Below are 25,015 nucleotides of genomic sequence, written 5' to 3'. Positions count from 1 at the left end.
ATAAAGCTTCCATATAATATTATAACCAATACTTTTTTAATATATCATATTTAGCAATCTTTGTATTGAAGTTATCGTTAAGTTTGTTTTTTCTTTCTATAATTATACAACCAATTCTAAACCCTCATTTTTCCTATAAATTCTTAAATTGTTATATTCTTATCTTGTTAAAAACTTAAATTTAAAAGAAGTTATATTTATATAAATATAACTTCTTAAGTGGTTAACTTGTATACTTTTTTATAAACTGCTTATGATAAACATCCTTAATCTTTCCTTATCCAAATATTTCTACGTTCTACTATTACTTTGCACTTGGCTATTCCATAATAGTTAATCCACCCAACATTAATTAATGTTAAGCTTACCTATTCTTTGTTTTAAAGTCATCTGTTTTGACCTAGATTATATCTCATTAATTTTATCTTTATATCGATTCAATAATTGCTTTCATATATATACATCTACTTTTCCATATGATATTCTTCATATACTTGTTCTTACCATAACTTTTGCAAGCTATAAGTCCGTTTACTTCAGCACTTAGTATACTTACTTTATTAAAACTAACTAGTTATATAGATACAATCTTAATAGCTGCTAGCTTGCTACTACTTGATTGTTATTTAGTTTATTGTTTTTAAGTTTATTGTTAAAAATAATATAGAGTACTACTCCAGTTAAAAAGGTAATTATTTCTGTAATGGTCATGGACCATATAACACCATGCAAGCCAAAGAATTTATTCATTACCATTATAACAGGAATAAAAAGAATTCCTTGGGTGATTGACATAATTGTTGATGGTGTTCCTTGACCTGATGCCTGAAAGATTCCTATAAATAATGTTGTAAATCCATTGAAAAGTGCGGAAATGAGCATTGCAGCCATGATATAAACTCCAACACTTAATACTGCTGCATCATTAGAAAACATATGAATAATTACATTTCTAAAAATATAAACTATGGTAACTACTCCGCCTGATAATCCCAAAATCCATAAAGCTGATTGTCTTATACTGTCTTTTAATCTCTTATAGTTTTCATTAGAAAAATTATATGCGATTAAAGGTATGATTCCTAGCGCTAGCCCCATTGCAAGAAACTCAGGTACTTGTACGATTCTTAAAGCAATTCCAAAACTAGCTACTACACTTTCTCCATATCTAATTGAATAATTATTCAAAAGAAGAGTTGTAACAATTAGAAATCCAGCTAAGAACAATTCAGAAACACCAATTTTGTATATCTCTAGCTTATCTTTAAGAGAAATATTAAAATTCTTAATAAATCCTTTTAAATTCTCACTTTTTGTTTCCAAGTAGTAAACATAGTAAGAAGATGAAGCTATATTAGCTAAAATCATTGACAATGCTACTCCAACAACATTAAATTTAAATACTAATATAAGTAATGGGTCAAAGATAAGACTAAAAACTGTACTTACAACCATTCCGAACATTGATTCTTTTGATGCTCCTTCTGCTCTTACAACTTGCTCTAATGCAAAGTTCATTATAATTGCAAAACCACCAATAAACATAGTTAAAGAATATCTTTTTGTATAATTAATGATAGCAGAAGTATCTGCCCCCATAATCTTAACAATAGGAGTAATTGCTAGTATTAAGATTAATCCGAGCAAAATTCCTATGATAATACTACTATAAAAGGTATATCCTGCTACCTTCTTAGCTTTCTCTGTATCTTGTTTTGCCACAAGACGAGTTATAAATGTTCCGCCTCCAGCTCCTAACATATTTCCAAAAGCCATCAGTATAGTAAAGATTGGTAGTCCTAAAGTAATAGCAGTTAACATATCAGTATTTTTTAGTAGTCCAATAAAAAAGGCATTAATAACGTTATATACTGTACCTACTGACATACCTATCATCATAGGGATAGATAAATGTGCAATCGCATTAGTAATTGGTGCATTTTCTAAATAATATTCGTTTGAAAATTTTTGTTTCATAATATCATCCTCCGTAATAATTATTCTTAGAATTCATATACTTAGAATTCTAAGTATTTAGGTATAAGTTATTATATTAATAACTTATAAATTTCTATCTACTTTCAATAGCAAAGCTAATAAAGTTTCTTTTTCTTGTTCAGTTAAGCTTGCGACAATATTTTCCTCTGTCTCAACCACTGATTTATTAAACTCTTCTATCAATTCAGCACCTTTAGGCAATACATATATATATTTTTGTCTCTCATTCTCTTTAGGTATTCTTCTTTCTATATACCCTTTTTTCTCTAACCCTTTAAGCATACTTGTAATGCTTGCTTCTGTGCGTTGAAAGGCTAGTGCCAAATCCTTTTGAATAATACCGCTGTCCTGATGTTCATAAATATAGCCTATCATGCGTCCTTGTTGAGAATTCAACCCTAACTTTCTAACTTTTTCATCAGAACTGAGTTTCATTTTTATCGCAATACTTCTTATTAATTGTGAATATGGTGTTTGCATAGAGTATGTAGAATCAGCCATTCAAATCCCTCCTGAAATTCACTTAGAATTCTAACTATTTATAGTTTAACAATTAGATTATAAAGTGTCAATGTCTATTTTTATATTTATAATATTTCTTTCATTAAGTAATATCATATTTTAAACACTACTCTTTAACAAAGTAAAATTTAGGGATAAGTCTTTTTATTTTCAGCAACAGGTATTTGTTCAGCTTTGATGGGCTTATAATACTGAATAACTTTCAGGCAAAACCCCTTGTAAACACTAAGTTCACAAGGGGTTTTATCTATTATTATTTACTTAGTAAAGTATCTGCGTAATAATCTCTCCTAGTGCATTTATGTCAATATGAAATCATATAAGCTCAAAGTGCTTAAGTGCATTCTCCTCAGTTCCTAGTTCTTCTGTTGCTTTTGTTACATAATCAATATATTTTTTCAATAAAATATACCTAATTTTTTTGTACAAAGACAGTCTCTACAAGTTTTTTCTCTGAAAAAGTTTTAATCTTTTTTATATATAAGTTCTATTTAATAAAATTCATTACCATTTAATTTCCGTTTATACTATTTGCTAAGAATACACAAAATAAATATATATTTATTTTGTGAGGTGATTCAAATGAATAATGTGATGAAGAATACAGTTGAATATAATAATAAAGCAATATTGGAATTACAAGCGGCAATGAAAAAAACTAAAAATATAAGAATGTATAAACGATACTCTGTAGTTTTAAAGCATTTTCAAGGCTTTCAGAATAAAGTAATTGCAGAAATGGAAGGGTTAGAAGAGCATGCTGTTGGTAGCTATATTAAAAAGTATAAAGTCAATGGGTTAGAAGGTCTTGCTATGAAGAAACCATCTGGTGCCCCTAGAAAATTAAGCCCTGAGCAAGAACAAGAACTTATTTATGTAATAACAAATAACACGCCTGACGAAGTAGGCTTTGAAGCAATAAAAAACTGGACAATTAAGTTAATATGTCAATGGGTTATGCTTAACTTTAAAATTATTATAAAACATAGCAGCATGGCAGTTATACTTCATAGGCTAAATTTGAGTTATACAAGACCAACATACGTACTTAAAAAGGCTGATAAGGAAAAACAAGAAGTTTTTAAAACAGATTTTGAAACTCTAAAAAAAACACCTTGATGGCTTAGTTGATACTATATTATTTCAAGATGAATCAATGATAAGAGATTATCAGGCTATTCAAAAGACATGGTTTGTAAAAGGTCAACAACGAAAGATACCTACTTATGGAAAGAATGCAGGCGTAAAATTAATAGGAATATTAGATTATGAAACCGGTCATGTCTATTATGAAGAACATGATAAATATGATGCTGTAGTATTTCTTGAGTTTTTAAAGAAGGTGCTTTCGCAATACCCGAAGGGTAAAATAGTGATTGTTCTTGACAATGCTAGGATTCATCATGCTAAGTTGATACAACCGTTTTTGGAAGAAATGAAGGATAGACTTGAATTAATGTTTTTACCACCATATAGTCCAGAACTAAATCTAATTGAGGGGTTATGGGGATGGTTAAAATCATCTGTAGTGAATAATGTGTTCTTTAAGAGTGTGAATCGTGTTAAGGATTCAATACAAAATTTCATTAGAACAATAAATAAGGTTCCTACAGCAACAATAGACAGGCTATGCGTTAGAATGTAGAAACCTTATTAGAACTTATATATACTACAATTTATAAATTGTAAATAAGAAATTCAAACTTAATAATAGGGAGCATTCCTAGCTTTGATTTACACAGATCTAGAAATGCTCCCCATTATTTATAAAAATCACAATATTTCATCCAATTTATCAGAATAAAATTCTATTGCTTTTTTATAGGCTTGTATGTTTTCATCCGAGGATGTTTGAGCTAAATTAGTTAACAAGATCTCCATTGCCTTAGAATGCTCATTTAAGTTATACAAGGTCATTGCATAGAACACTTTCATAACTCTATCATCTGCAAATTTATCTAAACCTTTCTCGAACACTTCTTTTGATTTTTGATACTTTCCTAATGCTCTATATGTACTTCCTAAACCTAAAATAGCACCTTGCAACTCTATATCTGGCAAACCAATTAAAATAGCCTTTTCATAATATGGCACGGCTTCTTTTTCTTAGCTCAGCACATCGAAACTCCAAGCACATTGATAATTAATAAGTGAATTATCTGGATAGTGGCTTGCAAGAGTTACTAAAACTTCATTTGATTCTTTTAATTTACCTTCTTTTCTTAATGCAATTGCTATTTCTAATTCTTTCAAAGCTAATCTCTCCTTAACATCAGATAATTACTTACACTTAGTGAATGCTTACAAATTGTAAATATTAATCCTTGAATTATCAGCTTCACAGCATTCATTAAAATCCACTTTCAATTCACCAATTCTATCTTACTTCAATTTCTTTTATTTTATCTTTCCTTGATAACATAAATATTCTCAAGTGTTTTTACAACCTATTTAAATCCAAACTTATCTTTCTTAAAAGAGAATTGAAAATTTCTTTCTCTTCTTCTGTTAATATAGCTAGTATCTCTTTTTCCACAGACACATGCTCATATACAGCTTCATTAATTAATTTTAATCCTTCCTCTGTTAATTTCACATATACAATCCTTCTGTCTTTGGTATCATCAACTCTTAAAACTAAGCCTTTTTTCTCTAGAGTATCTATCCTATTAGTCATAGCACCTGAAGTTACCATCAGTAGATTGTATAATTCTGTGGGCTTCAATTTAAATTCTCCTCCAGAACGTCTTAAAGTTGCAAGAACATCAAATTCTCCACTATTAAGCCCAAATTTCGAAAAATTATCTCCTAATATCCTTTCAGTAAGCTTAGTTATCCTCTGTAGTCTTCCGAAAATAGCCATAGACTTTGTGTTCAATTCTGGTATTTCTTTTTTCCATTGTTCAATTATTAAATCAACATTATCTCTACTCATACTAATAATGTTAGCATTAGAAAATTTAAATATCAATACAAAATTCAATTAGCATTAATAATCTTAACGTTAAGATTATTGACATTAATATAAATTTATTTTAAAATACAAATATCTTAACGTTAAGATACTTATTGTTAAGATTACTTAGCTAAGTTTTTTAACAGGTTTATTCCTGTTAAAATCATAATTTTATATCTAATGCTGATGAAAACTATTTAAATATCTATATGTAATACATATGGAAATAATCTGAATATAAATGGGAGGAGAATTTCAATGGAAAATCTAAAAGACACCTTACTAACAATGCTTGCACCAATACTTTGGGGTTCAACCTATATAATTACTTCCATGTTAATTCCAATAAACAGGCCAATATTTGTAGCACTTATGAGAGGGCTTCCTATAGGATTAATTCTTTTGCTTTACTATAGGCAGTTTCCTAAAGGTATATGGCTTTTAAAATCTATTGTATTGGGTACTTTAAATATTGGCGGTTTTTTCTTGTTTCTTTTTATTGCTGCTTATAGACTTCCAGGTGGGATTGCCTCCATATTAGGAAGTGTACAGCCAATATTTACAATTTTCTTTAGTTGGATCTTTCTTAAAGAAAAACCAAGTAAAAATTCATTTATTGCAGTTTTAATGACAATTACAGGTGTATCACTATTATTATTAAAACAAGATGCTACTATAGATCCTATAGGTGTAATTGCTGCTCTTACTGGTTCTATAGTTATGGCTTTAGGAGTTGTTCTTACTAAGTACTGGCAAAAACCACGAGAAATAAACAACATGACATTTACTGCTTGGCAGCTGTTCTTTGGTAGCCTTATATTAATTCCGATTACTTTTTTAGTAGAAGGAAGAATCCCACAACTTAATAGTACAAACGTATTAGGACTCATTATATTAGGAATTTTTAATACTGCCTTAGGTTATTATTTATGGTTTAGAGGAATTTCAAAATTAACTCCTACTAAGGTATCATTCCTTGGTCCCGTTAATCCTTTAACTGCATTTTTACTGGGATTTATTTTCCTAAAACAGACTATTAATTTTAGTCAACTATTAGGAGTTATAATAATAATTTTTAGTGTTTATTTCTCTCAAAAAAAAAGCTTCACCTAAAATTAATTATGTTGCAAGTAACTCAAAAAACACTGCATCTTAAGTAAGCAGTTCAGTATATAGCAATTAGTAGAAAAACTGGGAGAGTGTCAAGTTCTTTTGATGGGCTCCCAATTTTGGTGATACTTCTATTGCAAATCATTATTCAATGCTTCCAGTATAGATTTTCGCTTATAATAAATAAAAACTATGGTTGGAGATGCTAATTTTAAAATACTAAGATACTGCATCAACTTTGTGAGAATAATGTTGTCCATATATATATTGAATTCACACTAAGTCTCATATTTACTTAACCCAATTTTTATATGATGTACATTTCTCATGTAACTGATGAATTTATTAAAATAATTTTTTCTGAAAAAAATAAGAGTCTCCGAAACCAAAAATCCTTGCTGTATACTAGCAAGTACACTTTTACTTTCAGAAACCCTTATTTTTTAGTGTTTTAAGCACTTCTATTTATCTTTTAGTGACATCTTTACTAACATCTCACCGTGCCTTGTGGATGTGATGATTATGTCTCTCTAAAGGTTAACCTTCTCTTGATAGAAAGTCTATTTCTCTCAAAAGAGTATTCTGCTTTCTTAATATAAGCACTAACATGAATATATTTTAAAGTGACTTTGCAAAATCACGTACTTGTTCCAGTTCCTTAACATCGTTAATACTACCTTTTTCTTGGAGATTCGGAATTTTTATAACCCCTTTTATTTCCCATTTTAAATAAGCTGACATCGCCTTTAATTGTGCTTCAGCTGCGTCATATACCCCGTCTGCACCTGAATTCAGTAACATTGCAATTGATTTTAAATGAAAACCCTTTTTCGCAAAAGCATACATTCTATCAATAAAACATTTCGTCTGAGCAGAAACATCAAACCAGTAAATCGGAGATGCAAGCACCAGTATGTCCGACTTATCCAAATCTTTTAATATCTCATTCATATCATCATTTTGCACACATACGCCGTCATGAGTAAAGCAATATTTGCAGTCAATACATGGATTAACTTTGTTTTCACTTAATTTTCTAACTGTTACCTTATGCCCTACTTCTCGTGCAGACTCTGCAAATACTCCTGCAATAATCTCTGTATTTCCGTTTTTTCTCGGACTTCCTGTAATAACCAAAATATTCATACTAAATTGTCCTTTCTTTTCACTAGATATCTTTACCTTAAATGTTTACACTTCTACTTTAACTGATAATATAAGTATATCTGTAAGTTGATTTACAATTAGCTAATGGTTAGGATTGTTGTTTTTCTAACTTTTGCATTTCAAAGGCATAAATACCTCTGTATGGCTTAATAGGACTTTGATTGATATCCAAGCAGGTTAAAGCTGTAAAATTCGCCTTTTTTACATATGTTCGTTCGTTGAAATAAGTTTATGGCATTTTTATAGATTTTCGCGTTTTCTGGAATAAGTCCAAACCTATACCATAATATCATACTCATCATCCAGTATCTAGTACCTTTCATCTAATTACAATAATGCTAGTTATTATCTTTTACTTTTGATGCAAATTTGCAGATATTCAACAAGGCTTTTACATAAGAATCCTTGTTATCATATTGTAGGCTATATATGCCCCCCTTTCCAATATTGCATACATTCCTTTTTAACTAAATTACATTTTACTTAGTTCAACTTAATGTGCCCATAACTTTATGCTAAAACCAATTATATTCGATTTTTCTTTATCATCTGTAAGGCAACAATGATAAACTTTTACTGAAAATCTTTAGATCTTAGAAGTCTGATGGAGTAAATTATTTTATTATTGAAAATAGTTGTGTACACAACATATATGTGTTACATTTAATTCAAGCTGTTGTGCACACAACCAATTAAGTTTTTTATGATACAACTTCTCAAGGAGGTTTTTATGATGTATTCATCTGAACAACTTGGTGACTTACTCATCGCCATTAACAAAGAGTTAAAAACAAAGATTGAACGTGAACTGAAATTCTATGGTATAGGAATGGGACAATTACATATATTAATGCTTTTTTATGCGCATTCTGGTGAGACTTTCTCACAAAATGATATAGTAAAGCTGTTGAATATTGATAAAGGTAACATAAGCAGAAGTATAATGAAGTTGCAAGACAAGGAGTATCTTGAACAAGTTCCTACAAATTCAAAGACATATAGATTATCAGAGCAAGGTATAGTACTTAAAACAGAAATTATGTCTAAGTTTAATACCCTTCATCAAGCAATGATATTAGATATTGGACAAAATGAACTAAAGCAAACAGTTTTAACTTTATCACAAATATTAAAAAATCTAGAGGTGTTTTAATGAGAATTTCGATCGTTTATTTTAGTGGAACAGGTAACACGCAAAGCATAGCACTTGGTTATGCAGAAGCTTTAAAGAAGTCAGGACATCATGTATCTATGTCATCAATAGAACATATTTCTTCTCTAGAAGATCACGATTTACTTATCGTAGGCGGCCCTATTTATGCTGGTAACATGCCAGATGAACTGATAAATTGGGTAAGGAAAAATGTTTGTCAAGTCACAGGTAATAAAAAGGCTATACCGTAATCGACTTACCTACCTTTGAAATGCCTCGAAATTTTTACATCGACAAATATGAACCTACCCCTGATTTGATCCAAAAGCAGCAATTTGAAAAGGCTGCACAAATAATTTTAGTTTCGGTAAATAAAATCACTTCTAATGAATCTTTGATCTTAAAAGATTCTGTTCTCATGATTGATTTACTTGCTGATATCTTCCGCATCATGGCAAAATCAATGGGAAAAAATTTCAAGATTGATGACACTTGTATAGGATGTGGAAAATGTGAGAGGAACTGCCTCAAGCAAAACATCAATTATAAGGACAAAAAATTCAGCGATAAGTGTATCCTTTGCACTCGATGTATCCATAACTGCCCTGTTAACGCTATTACTTACAAAGGTAAAAAAATAAATCAATACAAAGTCATTAATCAAATTGTATTATAGCCTGAAAAACATTTTTATTTTGTACAGCTTTTATTCAGTCTTAAATAATATGAGCTAATAAAAATACCATCCGAACTTAAGAGTTTAGATGGTATTTTTATTAGCTTACAGAAATATGTACTAGTAACATAATAGGAAGGCCATTGTTTTATATTAAAACAGTTCCTGAAGCTAAGGAAGCTCGAAGCCGATTTATATCGCTTATAGGAGGCAATCCAAACATCCGTGCATATTCTCTACTAAATTGAGATGGACCTTCTTATGTTACCTAATCAGCATATCTGAAGACCATGGTTAATTACTTTTTAAGTAGGTTCGCAGCTCAACTTAGTCAAAATTGAACTGTACCATTTCAAATAACTATACTAACTACTAACAGTAATATAATGCAAAGATTAGAGAAATAGGATTGAGCATTGTAGTCTAAGTATCCCAAAAAATTGATGGTAAAAAACTTCATTAATATTTTTGTTGAACATAGAAATAATAAATACACAAACACTTTAAAATATTTACTAAAAGTATACCTTATAAATATGCTAATGCCATAATTAAAAGAATTAAGGTGATATGATGAAAAAAATATTAATTACAGGCTGTGGTTCTGGCCTTGGACGTGAGGCAGCTTTCGCCTTAGCTCATAGAGGACATTATGTCTATGCAACAACTCACACCGAAGAACAAGCTAATAAAATAAATACTTTAAATAAAAAATATAACCTTCCTCTCGAAGGCTTTAAATTGGATATTTTAAATAGTGAAGATAGATTGAAGATAGCCAATCTTGAAATCGATGTTTTAATAAATAACGCAGCCATTGGCAACTCTGGTTCAGTGGCTGAAATAGATACTAATTCGTATAGAGATACTTTTGAAACTAATGTTTTTTGCCCCATTGAATTAACTCAAATTGCATTAAAACAAATGATTCATAGAAGAAAAGGAAGGATAATTTTTGTCTCTTCTTTGGCTGGACGTTCACCTATTCCCTTTTTGTCTCCTTATTGTGCAACTAAGTTTGCTTTAGAAGCCATAGCTCCATCTTTAAATGAAGAACTTAAAGGACTGAAAAATGTTGACATTCCTGTTATTTTAATAGAACCTGGAAGCTATGCCACTGGATTTAATCAAAAAAACATAGCTAAGCAATTTAATTGGATGAAGATTAATTCTTATTTTAAAGATACTTTGCTTTCATTAGAAAGAAAGCAATATATGTACTTTAAGCTCACGGAGTCCTCTAACTTTGATTCTATTATAGATAAATATATAAAAGCAGTAGAAGATAACCATCCAAGGGAACGTTATATATCACCTTCCAGTCAGGGTGCTTTTATCAAATTTAAAAATATATTTATGAAAAAATGATTATTGATTATCTAGTGTAGCTTTCATATGAGCCGAAAAAGCTAACTGGAGATGAACCCTTCAGTTAGCTTTTTTACTGTCCAAAATATTATTTAAGTATTATCTGATGTATGTTACTTAATTTTCCCAACAATTGTTAGATCCTTTAGCACTGACTCTCCATGAGGAGACTTGCTGAGCTCTGCTGACAAATCTGTTCCAGCCTTTTGTCCATGGTGTGTACCATTCTTCCACTCTGGGACATCTGTAACATCATAAACTAAACCTTTATAAGCAACATATGCCTTGTTTCCATTCTTTCCATTGTATTTTGATAATTCGTCTAAAGTATAGCTTTTTAATTTCGTAGTATCAACTGAATCTGATAACTGATTGCCATTTCCATTTCTAGATGTCATATTTAATGCATAAGGAATAATTAAATGAATTGCTATTGCAATAATAATTAAAACAGCAATGATTCGATGTGCAATAAACCATGGGCCTTTTCTTGGCTTTTTCTTAATGTTTGCATAAACACCAAGTAGAACCTGTATAATCATCATAATAGCGGCGATAGCTCCAGTAACATTTATTCCAAATTTAGCGAATTGAGCGATAAAATGTGCAAGTAACAAGATAACTGTAGCAAAGCCAAAATATTTATGATTACGTACAAAAATAGTCATCAGTATTTTCATAAGCTTCTTCCCAACGGGATAAGCAGAAAGCTTTTTACTAAAACGTCTATTCACAAATTTGATACAATAGTTCAATATAGTACCTACAAAAGCAATAACAAGAAGCCAGCCAAATAATCCACCTAATTCTTCAAACATAGGCCCCCTCCTAATATCAATTTCTAAGTTCTCCATTGTATTACTAATAATGGTATTATACAATTACTTGTTATTATTTCCAATAAGTTTATTTTTGTTTTTTCAATTTCCTTAATATGAGTACTAAGAATTATAAAAGAGATCCTTGCTCAACTATTATATCTATTATTTTATCTAATTCTTTACTCAATACTTTTTAATCTTTCAAGCCACTTCAGTATGCAGCCACACTTAAAGAAATCTAAGAGTGCTCCATCACAAAAGCGCTCAGCTCTGACAGCTCCCATAATAAGCGCAAGCACACACTGTGCATTCAAAGATGAAACGTCAGCATTCTTCATAAGTTCCATATCCCATTCAAGGCCATTAGCTTTAAGAATATCTCCATAACTTGTAAGTCCCATATCTTTATTACTTTCTTCAAAATTGTAAAAATCCTTGATAAAGTTATTCACTATTTCTGAATACGCCACAAAGGGCATATGTATAGGATGCTCCAACGTTCCATCGTTTTCTTTATCAATAACCCATTCGCCAACGTTATCTGACTGGATCATAGGTATGTATTTTGTCAAAATATCAAATTCACTCATTCTAATCCTCCTTCGTATCCACTGAAATCTTTTTGTTTTTCCAAGTTTTAGTCTTGCGGTTTATCTTTCATTTTAATAAATCAATTAACTAATACTAAAACATGTTCTGGATTAATTATATAATAATTTTTCTTCTTACACCTACAAATCTATCTAATATAGCGAATTTCCTATATATCTTTACAATTTATAATTCCATATATTAGCCTATCCTCAAATTTTCCTGTTCTTCTATTATAGGCTGAACTCTTCGTTAAATCCAAGCTTTATACTTAGCCTATTTGATGCAATATTTTCTGGGTGAATCAAAGCCTCTATTCTATGCATCCCTATTACCCCAAAAGAATATTGTATAACCTTTTCTCCAGCTTCATACATAATATTTTGTTCCCAATATTTCTTATTAAACATATATCCAATCTCAGCTTTTGAATTCCAATTGTCAAAATCATGAAGTGTAATTAAACCTATTTACTTCACCTGTTTCGCTTAATAGTTTGCTTTTGTTTCTATTATCTTCATTAAATCCTGTAATTGCTCTTTGCATGTAACACGATAATTAAGCCATCCTCCACTTCCACAGGGGTATTTATTATTCCACACAGCTTTGGCATAATCACTCAACCCATTATAAATTGAATTAATTGCATCGTTGGAAATTCGAATCAATGCCATAAAAGCACCGTTTTCTGCAAAGACATCACAGATATGCTTGCTTTTTAAGCTATACTTCATGCTCCATCCATATTTATTGCCATAGGGAAAACGAATGCAGCCTTTCATTTTGAGTTCATCTTTTAGATATCCGTCCAGCTCAAGCCACAGTTTTCCAGCATCACCGCAATAAGAAATCATTTCATCAAATAACGGTTCGGTCTTCTTGTCCAACATTCTCTCATACATGATATTTACACCTTCTTATAATCGTCGACGATTTTTTTATAGATTTACCTATATCTAGTGTTTCGTCATTATTAAATTCATTATTATGAGAAATAACAATTATTATTTTGTCCATTTTTATTTCTGACAATATTTTTTCAGCTTAACTTCTTTAGTATATCATATATGTAAATTTTTGTATTGAAGCTATTATTAAATTCATTTTTGCTTTCTATGATTTTATAACCAGCTCTAAACCCACATTTTTCCTATAAATTCTTATATTGTTATATTCTTATCTTGTTAAAAACTTAAATTTTTTAAAAGTTATATTTGTAAAAATATGAATTTTTAAGTGGTTAACTTCTATAAATACACATATCGTAATTAAATTCATGATATGATTAAATTATAGATTAATTTAGGGGATACTATAAATATAATGAGTAAAAATCGTATAAATCTATTATGGAGCATTAGCTTACTTGCTATATCAGTAACTACAATAACTATAAGTACTTCATCAATTGCTGCCATTAAATTACCAGATATGTTAAAAAGATGTTTGGGTGTGATTGAGTTGATTTCACTGTTTGTATTAGTTTATTCTTCAATAAAAAAGAATACTCAATAAAGTTAAATAGATCTGGCACCCGTTGAGCCCAAAATTAAAAAGCTAAAATAAAACAGATGACCTTATCACGTTTTATCTTAGCTTTTTAATGTTTCTTATAAAAATATAGCATGTCTAACTGCTTTTTAAGTAGTTTGTTGCCACTACTTAATTAAAACTGACCAGTAACCCTTTGAACAATTATACTAACTACTGCAACTGTAATCCAAACTATTAATCCTAAGAAAATAGGTTTTATTCCGGCCTTTCTCATCTTTCTAAAATCAGCATTGAGTCCAATAGCAGATAAAGCCATTACTATCATGAATTTTCCTAAGGTATTTATGTTAACCACAATGCTACTGCTGAGGATTCCTGTTGTATTAATCAGCGATGCAGCTAAAAAGCCTAATATGAACCAAGGAAAGATTTTTTTTATACTATAGCTTACATTACTATTATTGCTATTTAATCTTTTTTGTCTTGCTGTTATTAAAGCAAAAATTAGAGAAATAGGAATGATCATTGTAGTCCTTGTGAGTTTTACTATGGTTGCATATACTCCTGCTGCATTACTAAAGCTATACCCTGCTGCTACCACCGAAGAAGTATCATTAATTGCCGTACCAGCCCAAAGACCAAAGGCCTTATCTGAAAAACCAATTAAGTGTCCAATTAGTGGAAATATTATCACTGCTAGAATATTAAATAAGAAGATGGTAGAAATAGAATAAGCTATTTCTGTTTCTTCTGCTTCAATTATAGGAGAGATTGCAGCTATGGCAGATCCACCACATATTGCTGTTCCCACTCCAATCAAGGTTTTAAGTTTATAGTCTATTTTAAGCAATTTCCCAAAGCCAAATGCCGCTAAGAAAGCTGCTGCTAGTGTAAAAATCATTACAGAAAAAGAACTTACTCCTGTATTCCATACCTGTTTTAGGTTTAAGCCTGCTCCTAACACAATAATTGCCCATTGAAGTACCTTTTTAGAGGTAAAGGTTATTCCTTTTACTAAAAATTTCGGTTTATTTGAAAAATTATTTATTAGAGTTCCAATTACTATACCAAATACAGCTCCGCCTATTATAGGGAACTTATTGCCCAATATATCTGCTATCAATGCTAAAATAAAGCAGGCTATAATACCTGGCAAATAGTTTTTTAAAGTTTTCAAAGCTATCATCTCCAAAGTTTAGTCAATATTAATATTGCTCCTTTATCTTAAGCCCTACCTTACTAAAATGCCAATAATAAGTACTTATAGTATTATAACGTTTTGTTATAAAAAGTATTTCTTGTTTATAGTATAATGTATAAGGGTGTACTAGACTCATATTTGTATTTACAAAACTCTTTTTGCATCATAGAAGAAAATTTGAGAATATGGATTTATAAGTACTAGTAAGCTCAAATAAGTTTTATTCATATATATTTAAGTAAGAAAACTATACTCATCTAATAAACGAAGTAAATTACGTAAAGTTTATATATCGAGAGACCTTTACGAACACTTAATTTTTAGATGTTCAGTAATGATTATATGAAATGAATAAATTAATAGTTGAAGTAGTTCTATACAAGTTTTAAGATATACAATAACCAATGAAAATGACAAAATCACATGACTTTAAGGAGATAAATAGATGCTAGATATAAGAATTATGTCCTTTTTAGCTTTAGCTAAAACTAAGAACTTTACGAGGGCTGGTGAGCTTTTAAATCTAACACAGCCAGCAGTGTCCCAGCATATAAAATTTTTAGAGGATTACTATAACGTAAAGCTTATAGAGAAAAAAGGACGTTTTATAGAACTCACTGACGAAGGAAAGCTGATGCTTAGCTATGGTAAGGAAATAAAAAGTTTGTATGATGGTATGGAAAAAGAACTTAAAAGCAAAGCGGAAAATGCTAAAGCCTATAACATTGGTGCTTCTTTAACCATAGGTGGCTACGTATTACCTGTAATATTGTCTAACCATAAACAAACATACAATAATATAGATATAAAATTACAAGTACATAATACTGAAGAAATTTTAAATATTCTCTTGGACAGGAAGCTAGACTTAGCTTTAGTAGAGGGGCTTTTTGATAAAGAAAAGTTTAACTATAAATTCTTTAAGGAGGATGAACTAGTGCTAGCAGTAGCATCTAAAAGTAGATTAGCTTACGAAAAGAAAGTGGATTTGGAGGATGTACTCTGCGGCAATCTAATAATGAGAGAAAAAGGTTCTGGTACTAGAGCTGTTTTCGAGCAAAAACTTATTGAACTTGGCTATGACTTAAATGAATTTAACCCATATATGGAGCTTGGCAGTATACAAGCAATTATTTCTTTAGTGGAGCTTGATATGGGCTATACCATAATTTCAAAGGAAACTATAAAAGCTCATTTGGCCTTAGGAACTATCAAAATTCTTCCTATAACTAATGTAAAAATTCTTAGAGAATTTAATTTTGTTTATCTACCTAGTTGTGACAAAGAGTTTATTGATGGCTTTATGAGCTTTTGTAATTCATATATAAGCTCCTAGTTATTTTAATAAAAATGTTCTGTATTAATAAGCTGTATATGATCTCACATGATTGAAAGCTTTATTTTATGAGCCTTCAAAAAATAGTGTATAATCTAAAAATTAGTTCAATGAGAATATTGTAAAAAACATAGGTAAGTACATTGTGATAATATTATATATAATCATATTAATAAAATAATTTTAAGGAGAACTAGAATGGAGAATAAAAAAATAGTTGTGCTATTTCCAGGAGCTAAATATAGCACAGATTGTCCATTATTGTATTACGCAGGTTTTAAATTTGAAGTTCGGGGATATGCAAAATTAGCCATTAGTTATGGGGACTTACTTAAGCAAGATATTTTAATTGACGAATGTATAGAAGATATAAAGAATTTGACTCTAATACAACTACAACAACTTGATTTATCCAAGTACGATGATATAGTGTTTGTTTCTAAAAGTTTAGGAACAGTAGTTGCTGGGTGGGTTGAGGAAAAATTATGTATTAAAGTAAGGCATATATATTTAACACCGGTAGAAGAAACCTTACCTTATATTCAACACGAAAAAGACATTATAACAGTAGTTGCAGGTACAAAAGATAAACACTTAAGCATAGATATTCTTAAAGATCATTGTTTAAAAGAAAACATTTATTTGAAGCAAATTGATGGAGCTGGACACAGATTAGAGGTATGGGGAGAGATGGATAAAAACATACAAATATTAAAAGAAGTGGTTGATCTATATTAAAATATTGCACTTAGTAAAAGTCTTTATAATATTCTTATTTAAAGTAACACAAATAAAAACGCTGAAACTTACTTCAGCGTTTTTTTCATTAACTTAAACTCATTGATTTATATTTATTACTCTAATTTTTTCCTTATACTTCTAAACTTCAATAAACCTGCTCCAGCTAAAAGCATAGCTGCTCCTACTACAATTAATACTATAGTTCCTATAGGCGAACCAGTTTTAGGCATAGCAGCTGCAGTATTGGTGCCAGTACTATTTACTGTATTCGAAGTCTGTCCCTTTGTGCTACTACCGTTAGAAGAAGCATTATTCACTGTAGTACCGTTTGAGTTATTATTATTGCTATTGTTGTTGACATTGCCAGAATTATTACTTGAATTACCACTTCCATTGGAACTATTGCCGCTATTGGATCCATTATTTCCAGTATTGCCATTGGTGCCACCATTATTATTGTTGTTAGAATTTCCTCCATTATTGGTATTTGATCCGTTAGAGCTACTATTCTTAACTAAACCGTCCATGGCTTTTTGTAAAGCTGAAGCTTCGTTATCTATCGCTTGTTGCTGAGCTTTTGGATCTGAAATTATATTATTAGCTTTAGCTAGTTCAGCTTGTAGAGAGTTCCAGCTTTCTTTTGTATAGTCTGTGCTTTGGGTTTGCGCTACTTTATTTATTAAGGCTTGCAGCTTTGATTTATCAACCTTAGGAATTACAGGTGCCAAAGCTAAAGCCTTTATAGCACTTTCTAAGGTAGTCTTAGTTTGATTTACAGTTTCATTAGTTGCATTGCTATCTTTTAAAACCTTCTGTGCTGAATCTAAAGCTATAGCAAAGTTATTCCAGCTAGCTTCAGTGTAATCTGCTTTTATCTTGGTTAGGGCTGTGTTTATGACATTTTGAAGAGCAGTTTTGTCTACAATAGTTTTATTTTTTTCACCTAGTACCTTCCACTCGATTATTCCTACTCCATCACCACTTTTTACCATAGTTATTCTAAAGCCAGTTGTTGTTAGCTTGTCAAAGGTTGTTTCATTATATTTATCCAGCTCTAAACCGTAGCCTTTAGCATTGTTTACTGGCAGCCACTTTCCGTCTGCAGCTAGATATTCATATTTGTAAGACTTAGGGGATAGTATTCCTCCGCCATCGTTGAATAGATACAATTTTGTACTGGTTATATCCATTGGAGCAGTCCAACTGTAGGTTACAGATTCTTCTGTTGAAGAATTTCCCCAGGTACCATAGTGCTTTACATCATCACCTTTTGAGGTAGCAGAAACTATATTGTCATTAACAGCAGTTATAGTTTCCCAAGAAGAACAGAAACTAGTAGAAGCTGAGGCATTAAAGGCTATATTATTATCTAGAGGTAATAAAGAGGCAATGGCATTGTTCAATCTAGAAGTTATTGTATCTACAGTATCTTGTGTAGCTTTTGCATCATTAAGCACAGTAGAAGCTTCTTTTAATACTGTCTGCAGTGCTGCCCAGCTATCTTTAGAAAATAACGCCTCTTTTAGATTACTTGCTTGTGAAATAGAAACTTTTAAAGCTTGCTTATCTATTATCACCTTATCGGAATAGCCATAAACCTTCCACTCTATTACCCCACAGCCTAGGGTCTTAGGTGTCATTATCATACGTATTCCCTTAGTCACTATCGGATCAAAGGTGGTTTTGTTGTATTTATTCAAATCTACTCCTAGACCTTTTGCATTATTTACTGGTAGCCAAGCGTTATTTTGATCTAAATACTGAACTTCAACTGAGGCAGGTACAAAGTTTCCATCAGTGAAATAATAAGCATCCATGCCTGTAAGAATAACTTCATTATCCCAATTATATTGAACCCAAGCTTTAGCTGTCTGATCCCCATGCCAATTGTGCCATGCTCCATGACTGGTATCCTTAGAGCTTGTTGGATCGTAATTGTCATTAAGTGCAGCAACTCCGCCCAAATCCTCTGGTGTATTTATGATGGCTGAAGGTGTAGCTGATAAAGCTAAATTAGCGGCTTTTCCGCTTACTACAATGATTGTTTCAGTGACAGGTGCTTGAAGTCCATCAATCTTACCAGAGACCTTAAAGTTTCCAGCTTTTGAGTAGGCATCACTTGCTACAGCATCCCACTTTACAGGTACATCATAGTAAACACCATCAGAGTACAAGGCTTTTATGGTCTTTGGAAGCTCCACTGGCTTTCCTACTTCAGTAACAAAACTGCTTGCTGGAGCGGAGACAATAGTCAGGCTTCCGTTATTACCATAGGTAGTTTTTATATCCTCTGGGCTCATAGCAAAGGACTTCATATCAAAGTTATCTATTACCCCATTGAAGAAAGGTGTATTCTCATCATAGGACCTACCTAAATAATTTCTCTGAACTTCTCCAAGTGAGCTTAAGGTAAAGTTAAAGTTATTCAGTGAAGCCTTCTTTATTCCATCTACATAAAGGGTTGCTGTATTGTTGGTCAAGGTTATACCAACATTTTTCCAATAACCTTTTTCTATAACAACACCAGTATTTATTGTATTATTCTTACCTGTATTACTATCAGTTGCGGTAAGAGAAAGCTCTTTTCCATTTATTACAGATAAGTAAAAATACTTGTTGTTCATATCTCCAAATTCCAATATTCTAGAGTTTTGCCCTTGAATATCATTAAGCTTTACATCCAAATCTATAGTAAAGTCCTTTACATTCTTAGTTAGGGCATTGGTAAGCTTTACATATCCTGTGTTTTTACCATTCATCAACACTCCATTGCCAGTCTTTCCTGCTGCAAAGGCAGTATTACCTACTATAGTAGCATTATTTTTAGCTGTTGTATCATCTAATACGAGCTTATTGGTGCTATCAATATTGTCAAAGCTATAATGGGCTAAATTCTTTGGTACTACTGGGGCTTCTAAAACCTTAACTGACATGGTGTCACTACTTTCTAGAGCTCCATCACTTACGGTTAGTTTAAACTTATAATCTCCAGTTTTATCTACCTTAACATCAGTTATTAGCTTATCATCATTGGCTATGGTAACCTTAGCACCATCAGGTTGGGTTACTACTGACCATTTATAAGTCAGGTTCATGGAAGGATAACCATCATCAACTGCTGTGCCCTGTAGCTTAAAACCATCAGATATATATGCTTGAAGGTCTTTGCCTGCCTCTACAGTAGGTGCTGTATTTTTTAAAGCTGAGCCTGCTTTTATAGTTATAACAGCACTGTCGGTAGCTGCTAACTGCACAGGAACATTAATCTTTTTATTATCAAGTGCTTGGAAGCTTCCTTGTGTCTTTCCATCCACCGATACTTCATAAGAACCTTTTTTTAGACCTGTAAGTTCTAATTCCGATTGATGAGAGGTTTTAGTAAGATTTTTCATATTTAAAATAATGTTTGAGCTGTCTTTATTTACTACTGCCTTTGTGTACTGATCTCTATCAAGCTCTATATATAACTTCTGGTTTATAAAGTTTAATTTTGTATACAATCCATCTAAAGGTGTTACTTCATAAGCATTGCCGTTATCTTTTACATTACAGCCATAGCCGAAAAGCCCAAAAACAGGGTCTGTAGCTACATCTGATGAAAGAATTTGCAGTGCTCCAAACAGTCCTAAGTCAGCCTCTCCTGACATCTGCCTCCAGCCATTATGAAGATTGCCATCTCCTACTCCTTGCCCTCCTAAGTTGCCTTTTTCTGATTGATAAGTCCATGCTACTGTACCTATGTTTTGTGGATCCGCATCAATCTGTCCTGAGTTAATAGCGGTAAGATTTGCAAGCTTTGCAGCGTAGTTTACTCTTTCTGCTGCAGCACTTTCCTCACTGCTCTTGCCATTGTTTTGAAGTCTTAACCAATCATCCATAGTGTAGCCTGCTAAGGAAGCTGAGTACTGAAAGTTCCACCAGTTTTCTCCGCATATGGTTGTTGGATTAGCATAGTGATACCAAACAGGCTGAAGACCACGACAAGCTCTTGTTTTTTCGTCTATCTTCTCCATTATTGAGTTTGAATTAGCAGTATCAACAGCATTATTTAATTTTGCAAGGGTGTAAACTGCCTCTTCACCTGTATTGTCATAAGAATATTCTGAACCATATGGATATTTTGTATTTTTAAAGTTTGCATACTTTTTTGCCATAATATCCTTAAGGTTTTTTGCTTCATTATAATATCCTTCTTTTTCTAGAGCCTCAATAATAGCTGGAGTCGTAAGCTCTCCCATAAGTCCTGTCTCCCAGTTGTAAGAAACTCCGTCTCCATAAAGTGCCTTTATTATATTGTAAGCTCTCAAAAGATAAGTTGAAGCCTTCTCTTTATATGGTATAAGTTCAGGATATTTATCTGCTATTTTATACATTGAAAAATAGGTGTTATAGATATGAGGATAAGCATAACCTCTATAAGTTGGTGTAGTATTTGGCTCAGCCATTAGAAAATCATGGACTTTGTAGTCCTCGTGATGCTCTCTCATAAGTCCATTCCAAATAGCTGTATTCAGATATTCATCCAAAGCTTTTATTTCTTTAACCACTGGCTGATACACATTTTTCTCTGCAAGGAACTCTCCGTGAGTAAGTCCCCAGTCATCTCCCCAGCCCCAATAGCCATCGAACTTGTTTCTCTTTGACTTTGTATCCATCATCCAATCATCGAAAACCTTATCATAGACCTGCCCAGGTGAATTGTATTGAGTTTTATCCACCATAAAGTTTGAATGCAGCCCTAAAGCATCAGTGACAGAGTCCATCATATAAAACTGCAATACAGTTTGTTTTTGCTTTTCCTTGTTAGTATCAGCTTTATCATAATACTTTATGGTTACATTGTTTTGTCCTAGGTCTGCAAAAGCAATATCATAAATCAGATAGCTTTCATCATTTATAACTTTTGTACTATTGTATTTTACATAAGTGTTTTCCGGAGTTTTTTTGCTTGGTAGATTGTTAGATATGGTTTTAGGTTTGTCTTTGAAAAGATTTAATTCATTTGGCCCTTTTATATCGAAGCTTATATTTTCCTTTGGAACTTTTGTATGAAGATACAATTTTCCTGGCATATTTACTGAAAAAGTCATGCCTGGCACTGAAACTGCATCAATAAGCCCTTCATCATAAAGGATTTTTTTCATATTATCTTCATTTTGAGGTGCTGAAAAATTAAAAGCATAGGTCTTTTCTTCACCGGGAGCCAAAACTAAGGAAGTATTGTCCAAATATCCTCTATTAGTAGCTTTTATTACAGCGGAGTGAATATAAAATACATTAAGTCCATTGGCCCAGCCAGCTTGATCTTGACACCAAGCAGCTTCATCTTTACTTCGTTCATCAGTCCTCCAGTGATCCTGATACTCGAAACCAGCACCGGTGGAGGTATCAGGCGTTAATAATAGAAACTGACCGATGCCGCTAGGTCTTGTAGCATATACATAAGAAGAGTCTTTACCTACAAAGCTATGGTATACAGTTCGAGTTTCATAGATTTCTTCTCCTCCTGGCCATTTTTCATTAAAGGCTAAAGGTACACCTAAATCTCCTATGGTAAGCTTTTTATCATTGGTATTTACCAGCTTAATCTCCCAACGTAACTTATCATTCACCAGTGAATAGGTTTCAACAAGCTTAAAGTTCTTAATGCCGTTTGCCTCTTTAGCATTTTCATAGGTTACCACTACTTTGTTACCATCTAAGGTGACTTTTCTAGCGGAGTCGGAGGAATTGGTTTTAGCCACTACCCAGGAAGCACCATCTCCTACCTTTGTCTGAAACATCAACTCTCCCATCCATTCATGGCCTGAGGTTACTTGTTCTGGACTATTTTCTTCATTCATGACGTAGTTTGTGGGAAATTTATCTCCAACTATTTTTAAGGACTTTATCTGTCCGTACTTTCCTACCTGCACATCAAAATAATTATTCTTTAGACTTATAGTATCACCGCTTTGCACTGCTTTAGTTTCCGACGTTCCTTCCTTATCCATTGTAGCTGCTAATACCCTGATAGCTTGTATAGGGAAAATACCAATAATAAAGATTAGGGACATAAACACAGCAAAGAATTTAGACAATAGGTTTGAGTTCCTATTTTTTTTAATCCTTATAGCTTTTCTCATAACTCTCTCCTTTTCTAAAGAGTTCCTATATCTAAAATTAATTTACAGTTGATAGGAAATCATGGTCTATTGGGACTTTTTAGGACTTTTTAGGACTTATAAATTAATATTTGAGTTAGGAACTCTATAATTAATATTAAGTATTAAAAGTTAATCCATACTAGACTAAAAGATAATTTTATGACAGACGAATAAAATTACTTTTTCCTAGTCTTATTACATTCCAAGAAGCTTTTGCTAGTACTGTTTTCACCTCCCCCTCTTCAATAACAGTTCTCTGGACCTTCTTTGGAACAACCGTCTCCTGCTTAGCAGTATTAGACTTTTTAAGATCGTCACATTCTAGAACTATATGTTCAAGCAACTCATAGCCTTCAAAACTCCTTATGCCACAGTTCAAATTAATATTATCCTTTAGATTACGGTTTACAGCAAAAATAGTAACTGTCTCCTTTTCATCATCATAAACCGCTATAGCTTCGATATCCTTAACATCTGTGAAGTCTGCAGTATCATGTTTTGGAGAAGAAAGCATTGGCTGAAGAGCTATTCCCCTTCCATATTTAGATGCATGAAGATATGGATAATAAATAGTCTGTTTCCAAGCTCTCCCCTCTGGCTCTGTCATAATTGGAGCTATGACATTTACTAATTGAGCAAGACATGCTATCTTAACTCTATCAGAGTGCTTAAGCAGTGTTATAAGCATCAAACCTACCATAAGTGCATCTTCAAAATTGTATATATCCTCAAGTAAGGCTGGTCCTTTCTGCCATGGACGGTTTTTCATGGTATTGTCGCTATCTTGATTGGAATGAAACCAAACATTCCATTCATCAAAGCTTAAGTTCATGGTCCTTTTACTGCGCTTTTTAGCTTTTATATAATCACAGGTTGAAGTAACTGTCTTTATAAAATGCTCCATTTCCTCTGTCATAGCTAGAAAGTTTTCTGTGTCATTGTTTCTATTTCCGTAATATTGATGTAAAGAAACAAAATCTACTAAATCATAGGTGTGATCTAAGGTTAAAGCCTCCCACTCGGGGAAGGTTGGCATAGCTGCAAAGGAGCTTCCACAAGAAACAAGCTCTATGTCAGGATCTATCTGTCTCATAGCTCTTGCGGTTTCTGCTGCCAATCTTCCATACTCATCTGGTGTCTTATGCCCTATCTGCCAAGTACCATCCATTTCATTGCCTAGTCCCCAGGTCTTTATCTTGTGTGGAGTCTTAACTCCATGTTTTATTCTCAAATCACTATACTTTGACCCACCTTCATGATTGCAATATTCAAGAAGATTGCAGGCAGAGCTAGTTCCTCTAGTGCCTAGGTTTACGATCATCATGATGTCAGAATTAACTTTTTTAGACCAAGTAGAAAATTCATTTAATCCGATTTCATTACTCTCAAGACTTCTCCAGGCTAATTCTAGTCTGCTTGGCCTTTCAGAAAGCGGTCCTACGCTGTCTTCCCAAAAGAAATTTGAAACAAAGTTTCCTCCAGGATATTTAATTATAGGTACCTCTAGCTCTTTCACAAGCTCTAATACATCTTGTCTAAATCCAAGTTCATCAGCAGTTTTATTGCTTGGATCATAAATTCCCCCATAAACTGCCCTTCCTAAATGCTCTATGAAAGAGCCATAAATTCTTTTATCTATTCTAGAAATTTTATAATCTTTGTCTATAACCATCTTTGCACTTTTACTCATATTTTCTAATTTCCTTTCTGATATATAGTGTGAAAGTAAGTACAT

The 25,015-nt window shown here is 32.1% G+C and carries 22 protein-coding genes; 9 read left to right on the top strand and 13 right to left on the bottom strand.

Translation table 11 applies throughout. From position 1 onward, the window contains the following. Nucleotides 1-600 precede the first annotated feature (600 nt). Entirely contained in the window at nt 601-1,977 is a 1,377-nt protein-coding gene (locus tag C1I91_RS13915; RefSeq protein ID WP_128213431.1) for an MATE family efflux transporter, read from the bottom strand. A gap of 84 nt (nt 1,978-2,061) precedes the next feature. Next, nucleotides 2,062-2,499: a MarR family winged helix-turn-helix transcriptional regulator gene (locus C1I91_RS13910; protein WP_128213430.1), complete on the bottom strand. Its 438-nt coding sequence runs from the start codon at nt 2,497-2,499 to the stop codon at nt 2,062-2,064. Nucleotides 2,500-3,114: 615 nt separating this feature from the next. On the opposite strand from C1I91_RS13910, the gene C1I91_RS13905 reads away from it, so the two are divergent. Then, nucleotides 3,115-4,165 (top strand): IS630 family transposase gene (locus C1I91_RS13905; protein WP_128215997.1). Its coding sequence is split into 2 segments (ribosomal slippage): nt 3,115-3,633 and nt 3,635-4,165, totalling 1,050 coding nucleotides; the frame shifts between segments, so codons are not numbered across the junction. Nucleotides 4,166-4,293: 128 nt separating this feature from the next. Here the strand turns inward: C1I91_RS13905 and C1I91_RS13900 are convergent. The 3 genes from C1I91_RS13900 to C1I91_RS13895 all read right to left on the bottom strand — a co-directional run bounded on the left by C1I91_RS13900 (nt 4,294) and on the right by C1I91_RS13895 (nt 5,455). Next, nucleotides 4,294-4,614 (bottom strand): tetratricopeptide repeat protein, encoded by a 321-nt coding sequence (locus tag C1I91_RS13900; protein WP_205694318.1) that lies wholly within the window; start codon nt 4,612-4,614, stop codon nt 4,294-4,296. Nucleotides 4,615-4,626: 12 nt separating this feature from the next. Continuing rightward, a complete protein-coding gene (locus tag C1I91_RS28565; protein ID WP_205694317.1) occupies nt 4,627-4,773 on the bottom strand; it encodes a hypothetical protein in 147 nt (48 codons plus the stop codon). A gap of 187 nt (nt 4,774-4,960) precedes the next feature. Next, nucleotides 4,961-5,455, bottom strand: coding sequence for a MarR family winged helix-turn-helix transcriptional regulator (locus tag C1I91_RS13895; RefSeq protein WP_128213429.1), 495 nt, complete (start codon nt 5,453-5,455; stop codon nt 4,961-4,963). 279 nt (nt 5,456-5,734) lie between these two features. Between C1I91_RS13895 and C1I91_RS13890 the strand changes: the two genes are divergently transcribed. After that, nucleotides 5,735-6,589 carry a DMT family transporter gene (locus tag C1I91_RS13890; protein WP_128213428.1) on the top strand — a complete coding sequence of 285 codons (855 nt, stop codon included), beginning with the start codon at nt 5,735-5,737 and terminating at the stop codon, nt 6,587-6,589. 615 nt (nt 6,590-7,204) lie between these two features. On the opposite strand, the gene C1I91_RS13885 is transcribed toward C1I91_RS13890, so the two are convergent. After that, nucleotides 7,205-7,732 (bottom strand): flavodoxin family protein, encoded by a 528-nt coding sequence (locus C1I91_RS13885; protein ID WP_128213427.1) that lies wholly within the window; start codon nt 7,730-7,732, stop codon nt 7,205-7,207. 751 nt (nt 7,733-8,483) lie between these two features. Here C1I91_RS13885 and C1I91_RS13880 point away from each other — a divergent pair. The 4 genes from C1I91_RS13880 (at nt 8,484) to C1I91_RS13860 (ending at nt 10,950) form a co-directional block, all read left to right on the top strand. Then, the gene (locus C1I91_RS13880; protein WP_164880537.1) at nt 8,484-8,906 is read left to right on the top strand and encodes a MarR family winged helix-turn-helix transcriptional regulator; all 423 of its coding nucleotides are present in this window, start codon (nt 8,484-8,486) and stop codon (nt 8,904-8,906) included. Next, nucleotides 8,906-9,157, top strand: coding sequence for a flavodoxin family protein (locus C1I91_RS13875; RefSeq protein WP_128213425.1), 252 nt, complete (start codon nt 8,906-8,908; stop codon nt 9,155-9,157). Before C1I91_RS13880 ends, C1I91_RS13875 begins: the two co-directional genes overlap by 1 nt. Before the next feature lie 20 nt (nt 9,158-9,177). Beyond that, nucleotides 9,178-9,582 carry an EFR1 family ferrodoxin gene (locus C1I91_RS13870; RefSeq protein ID WP_128213424.1) on the top strand — a complete coding sequence of 135 codons (405 nt, stop codon included), beginning with the start codon at nt 9,178-9,180 and terminating at the stop codon, nt 9,580-9,582. A 573-nt stretch (nt 9,583-10,155) separates the two neighbouring features. Beyond that, on the top strand, nt 10,156-10,950 hold the full coding sequence (locus C1I91_RS13860; protein ID WP_128213423.1) for an SDR family NAD(P)-dependent oxidoreductase: 795 nt from the start codon (nt 10,156-10,158) through the stop codon (nt 10,948-10,950). 113 nt (nt 10,951-11,063) lie between these two features. Here the strand turns inward: C1I91_RS13860 and C1I91_RS28960 are convergent, their stop codons facing one another. From C1I91_RS28960 to C1I91_RS13840, 4 genes are all read right to left on the bottom strand, one after another. Then, entirely contained in the window at nt 11,064-11,768 is a 705-nt protein-coding gene (locus tag C1I91_RS28960; RefSeq protein ID WP_238476007.1) for a cytochrome b5 domain-containing protein, read from the bottom strand. A 182-nt stretch (nt 11,769-11,950) separates the two neighbouring features. Then, nucleotides 11,951-12,361: a DUF6508 domain-containing protein gene (locus C1I91_RS13850; protein WP_128213422.1), complete on the bottom strand. Its 411-nt coding sequence runs from the start codon at nt 12,359-12,361 to the stop codon at nt 11,951-11,953. Between the two features lie 234 nt (nt 12,362-12,595). After that, a complete protein-coding gene (locus tag C1I91_RS13845; RefSeq protein WP_238476006.1) occupies nt 12,596-12,772 on the bottom strand; it encodes a GNAT family N-acetyltransferase in 177 nt (58 codons plus the stop codon). Between the two features lie 78 nt (nt 12,773-12,850). Then, on the bottom strand, nt 12,851-13,249 hold the full coding sequence (locus tag C1I91_RS13840) for a DUF3788 domain-containing protein (RefSeq protein WP_338032610.1): 399 nt from the start codon (nt 13,247-13,249) through the stop codon (nt 12,851-12,853). 436 nt (nt 13,250-13,685) lie between these two features. Between C1I91_RS13840 and C1I91_RS13835 the strand changes: the two genes are divergently transcribed. Beyond that, nucleotides 13,686-13,877, top strand: a complete 192-nt coding sequence (locus C1I91_RS13835; RefSeq protein ID WP_128213419.1) for a hypothetical protein — start codon at nt 13,686-13,688, stop codon at nt 13,875-13,877. 151 nt (nt 13,878-14,028) lie between these two features. Here the strand turns inward: C1I91_RS13835 and C1I91_RS13830 are convergent, their stop codons facing one another. Next, entirely contained in the window at nt 14,029-15,033 is a 1,005-nt protein-coding gene (locus C1I91_RS13830; protein ID WP_128213418.1) for a YeiH family protein, read from the bottom strand. A 469-nt stretch (nt 15,034-15,502) separates the two neighbouring features. Between C1I91_RS13830 and C1I91_RS13825 the strand changes: the two genes are divergently transcribed. Further along, nucleotides 15,503-16,393, top strand: a complete 891-nt coding sequence (locus tag C1I91_RS13825; RefSeq protein WP_128213417.1) for a LysR family transcriptional regulator — start codon at nt 15,503-15,505, stop codon at nt 16,391-16,393. Between the two features lie 198 nt (nt 16,394-16,591). Further along, on the top strand, nt 16,592-17,131 hold the full coding sequence (locus tag C1I91_RS13820; RefSeq protein WP_128213416.1) for a hypothetical protein: 540 nt from the start codon (nt 16,592-16,594) through the stop codon (nt 17,129-17,131). 116 nt (nt 17,132-17,247) lie between these two features. Here C1I91_RS13820 and C1I91_RS13815 read toward each other — a convergent pair whose 3' ends face one another. Continuing rightward, nucleotides 17,248-23,259 carry a DUF5695 domain-containing protein gene (locus C1I91_RS13815; protein WP_128213415.1) on the bottom strand — a complete coding sequence of 2,004 codons (6,012 nt, stop codon included), beginning with the start codon at nt 23,257-23,259 and terminating at the stop codon, nt 17,248-17,250. Between the two features lie 178 nt (nt 23,260-23,437). Further along, nucleotides 23,438-24,970 (bottom strand): arabinosylfuranosidase ArfA, encoded by a 1,533-nt coding sequence (gene arfA / locus C1I91_RS13810; RefSeq protein WP_128213414.1) that lies wholly within the window; start codon nt 24,968-24,970, stop codon nt 23,438-23,440. Nucleotides 24,971-25,015: the final 45 nt, after the last annotated feature.

The organism is Clostridium manihotivorum (assembly GCF_004015185.1).
Classification (GTDB): Bacteria; Bacillota; Clostridia; order Clostridiales; family Clostridiaceae; genus Clostridium_AR; species Clostridium_AR manihotivorum.
Note: the sequence above shows the minus strand (reverse complement) of the source record. Positions and strands in the feature narration are given on the sequence as shown.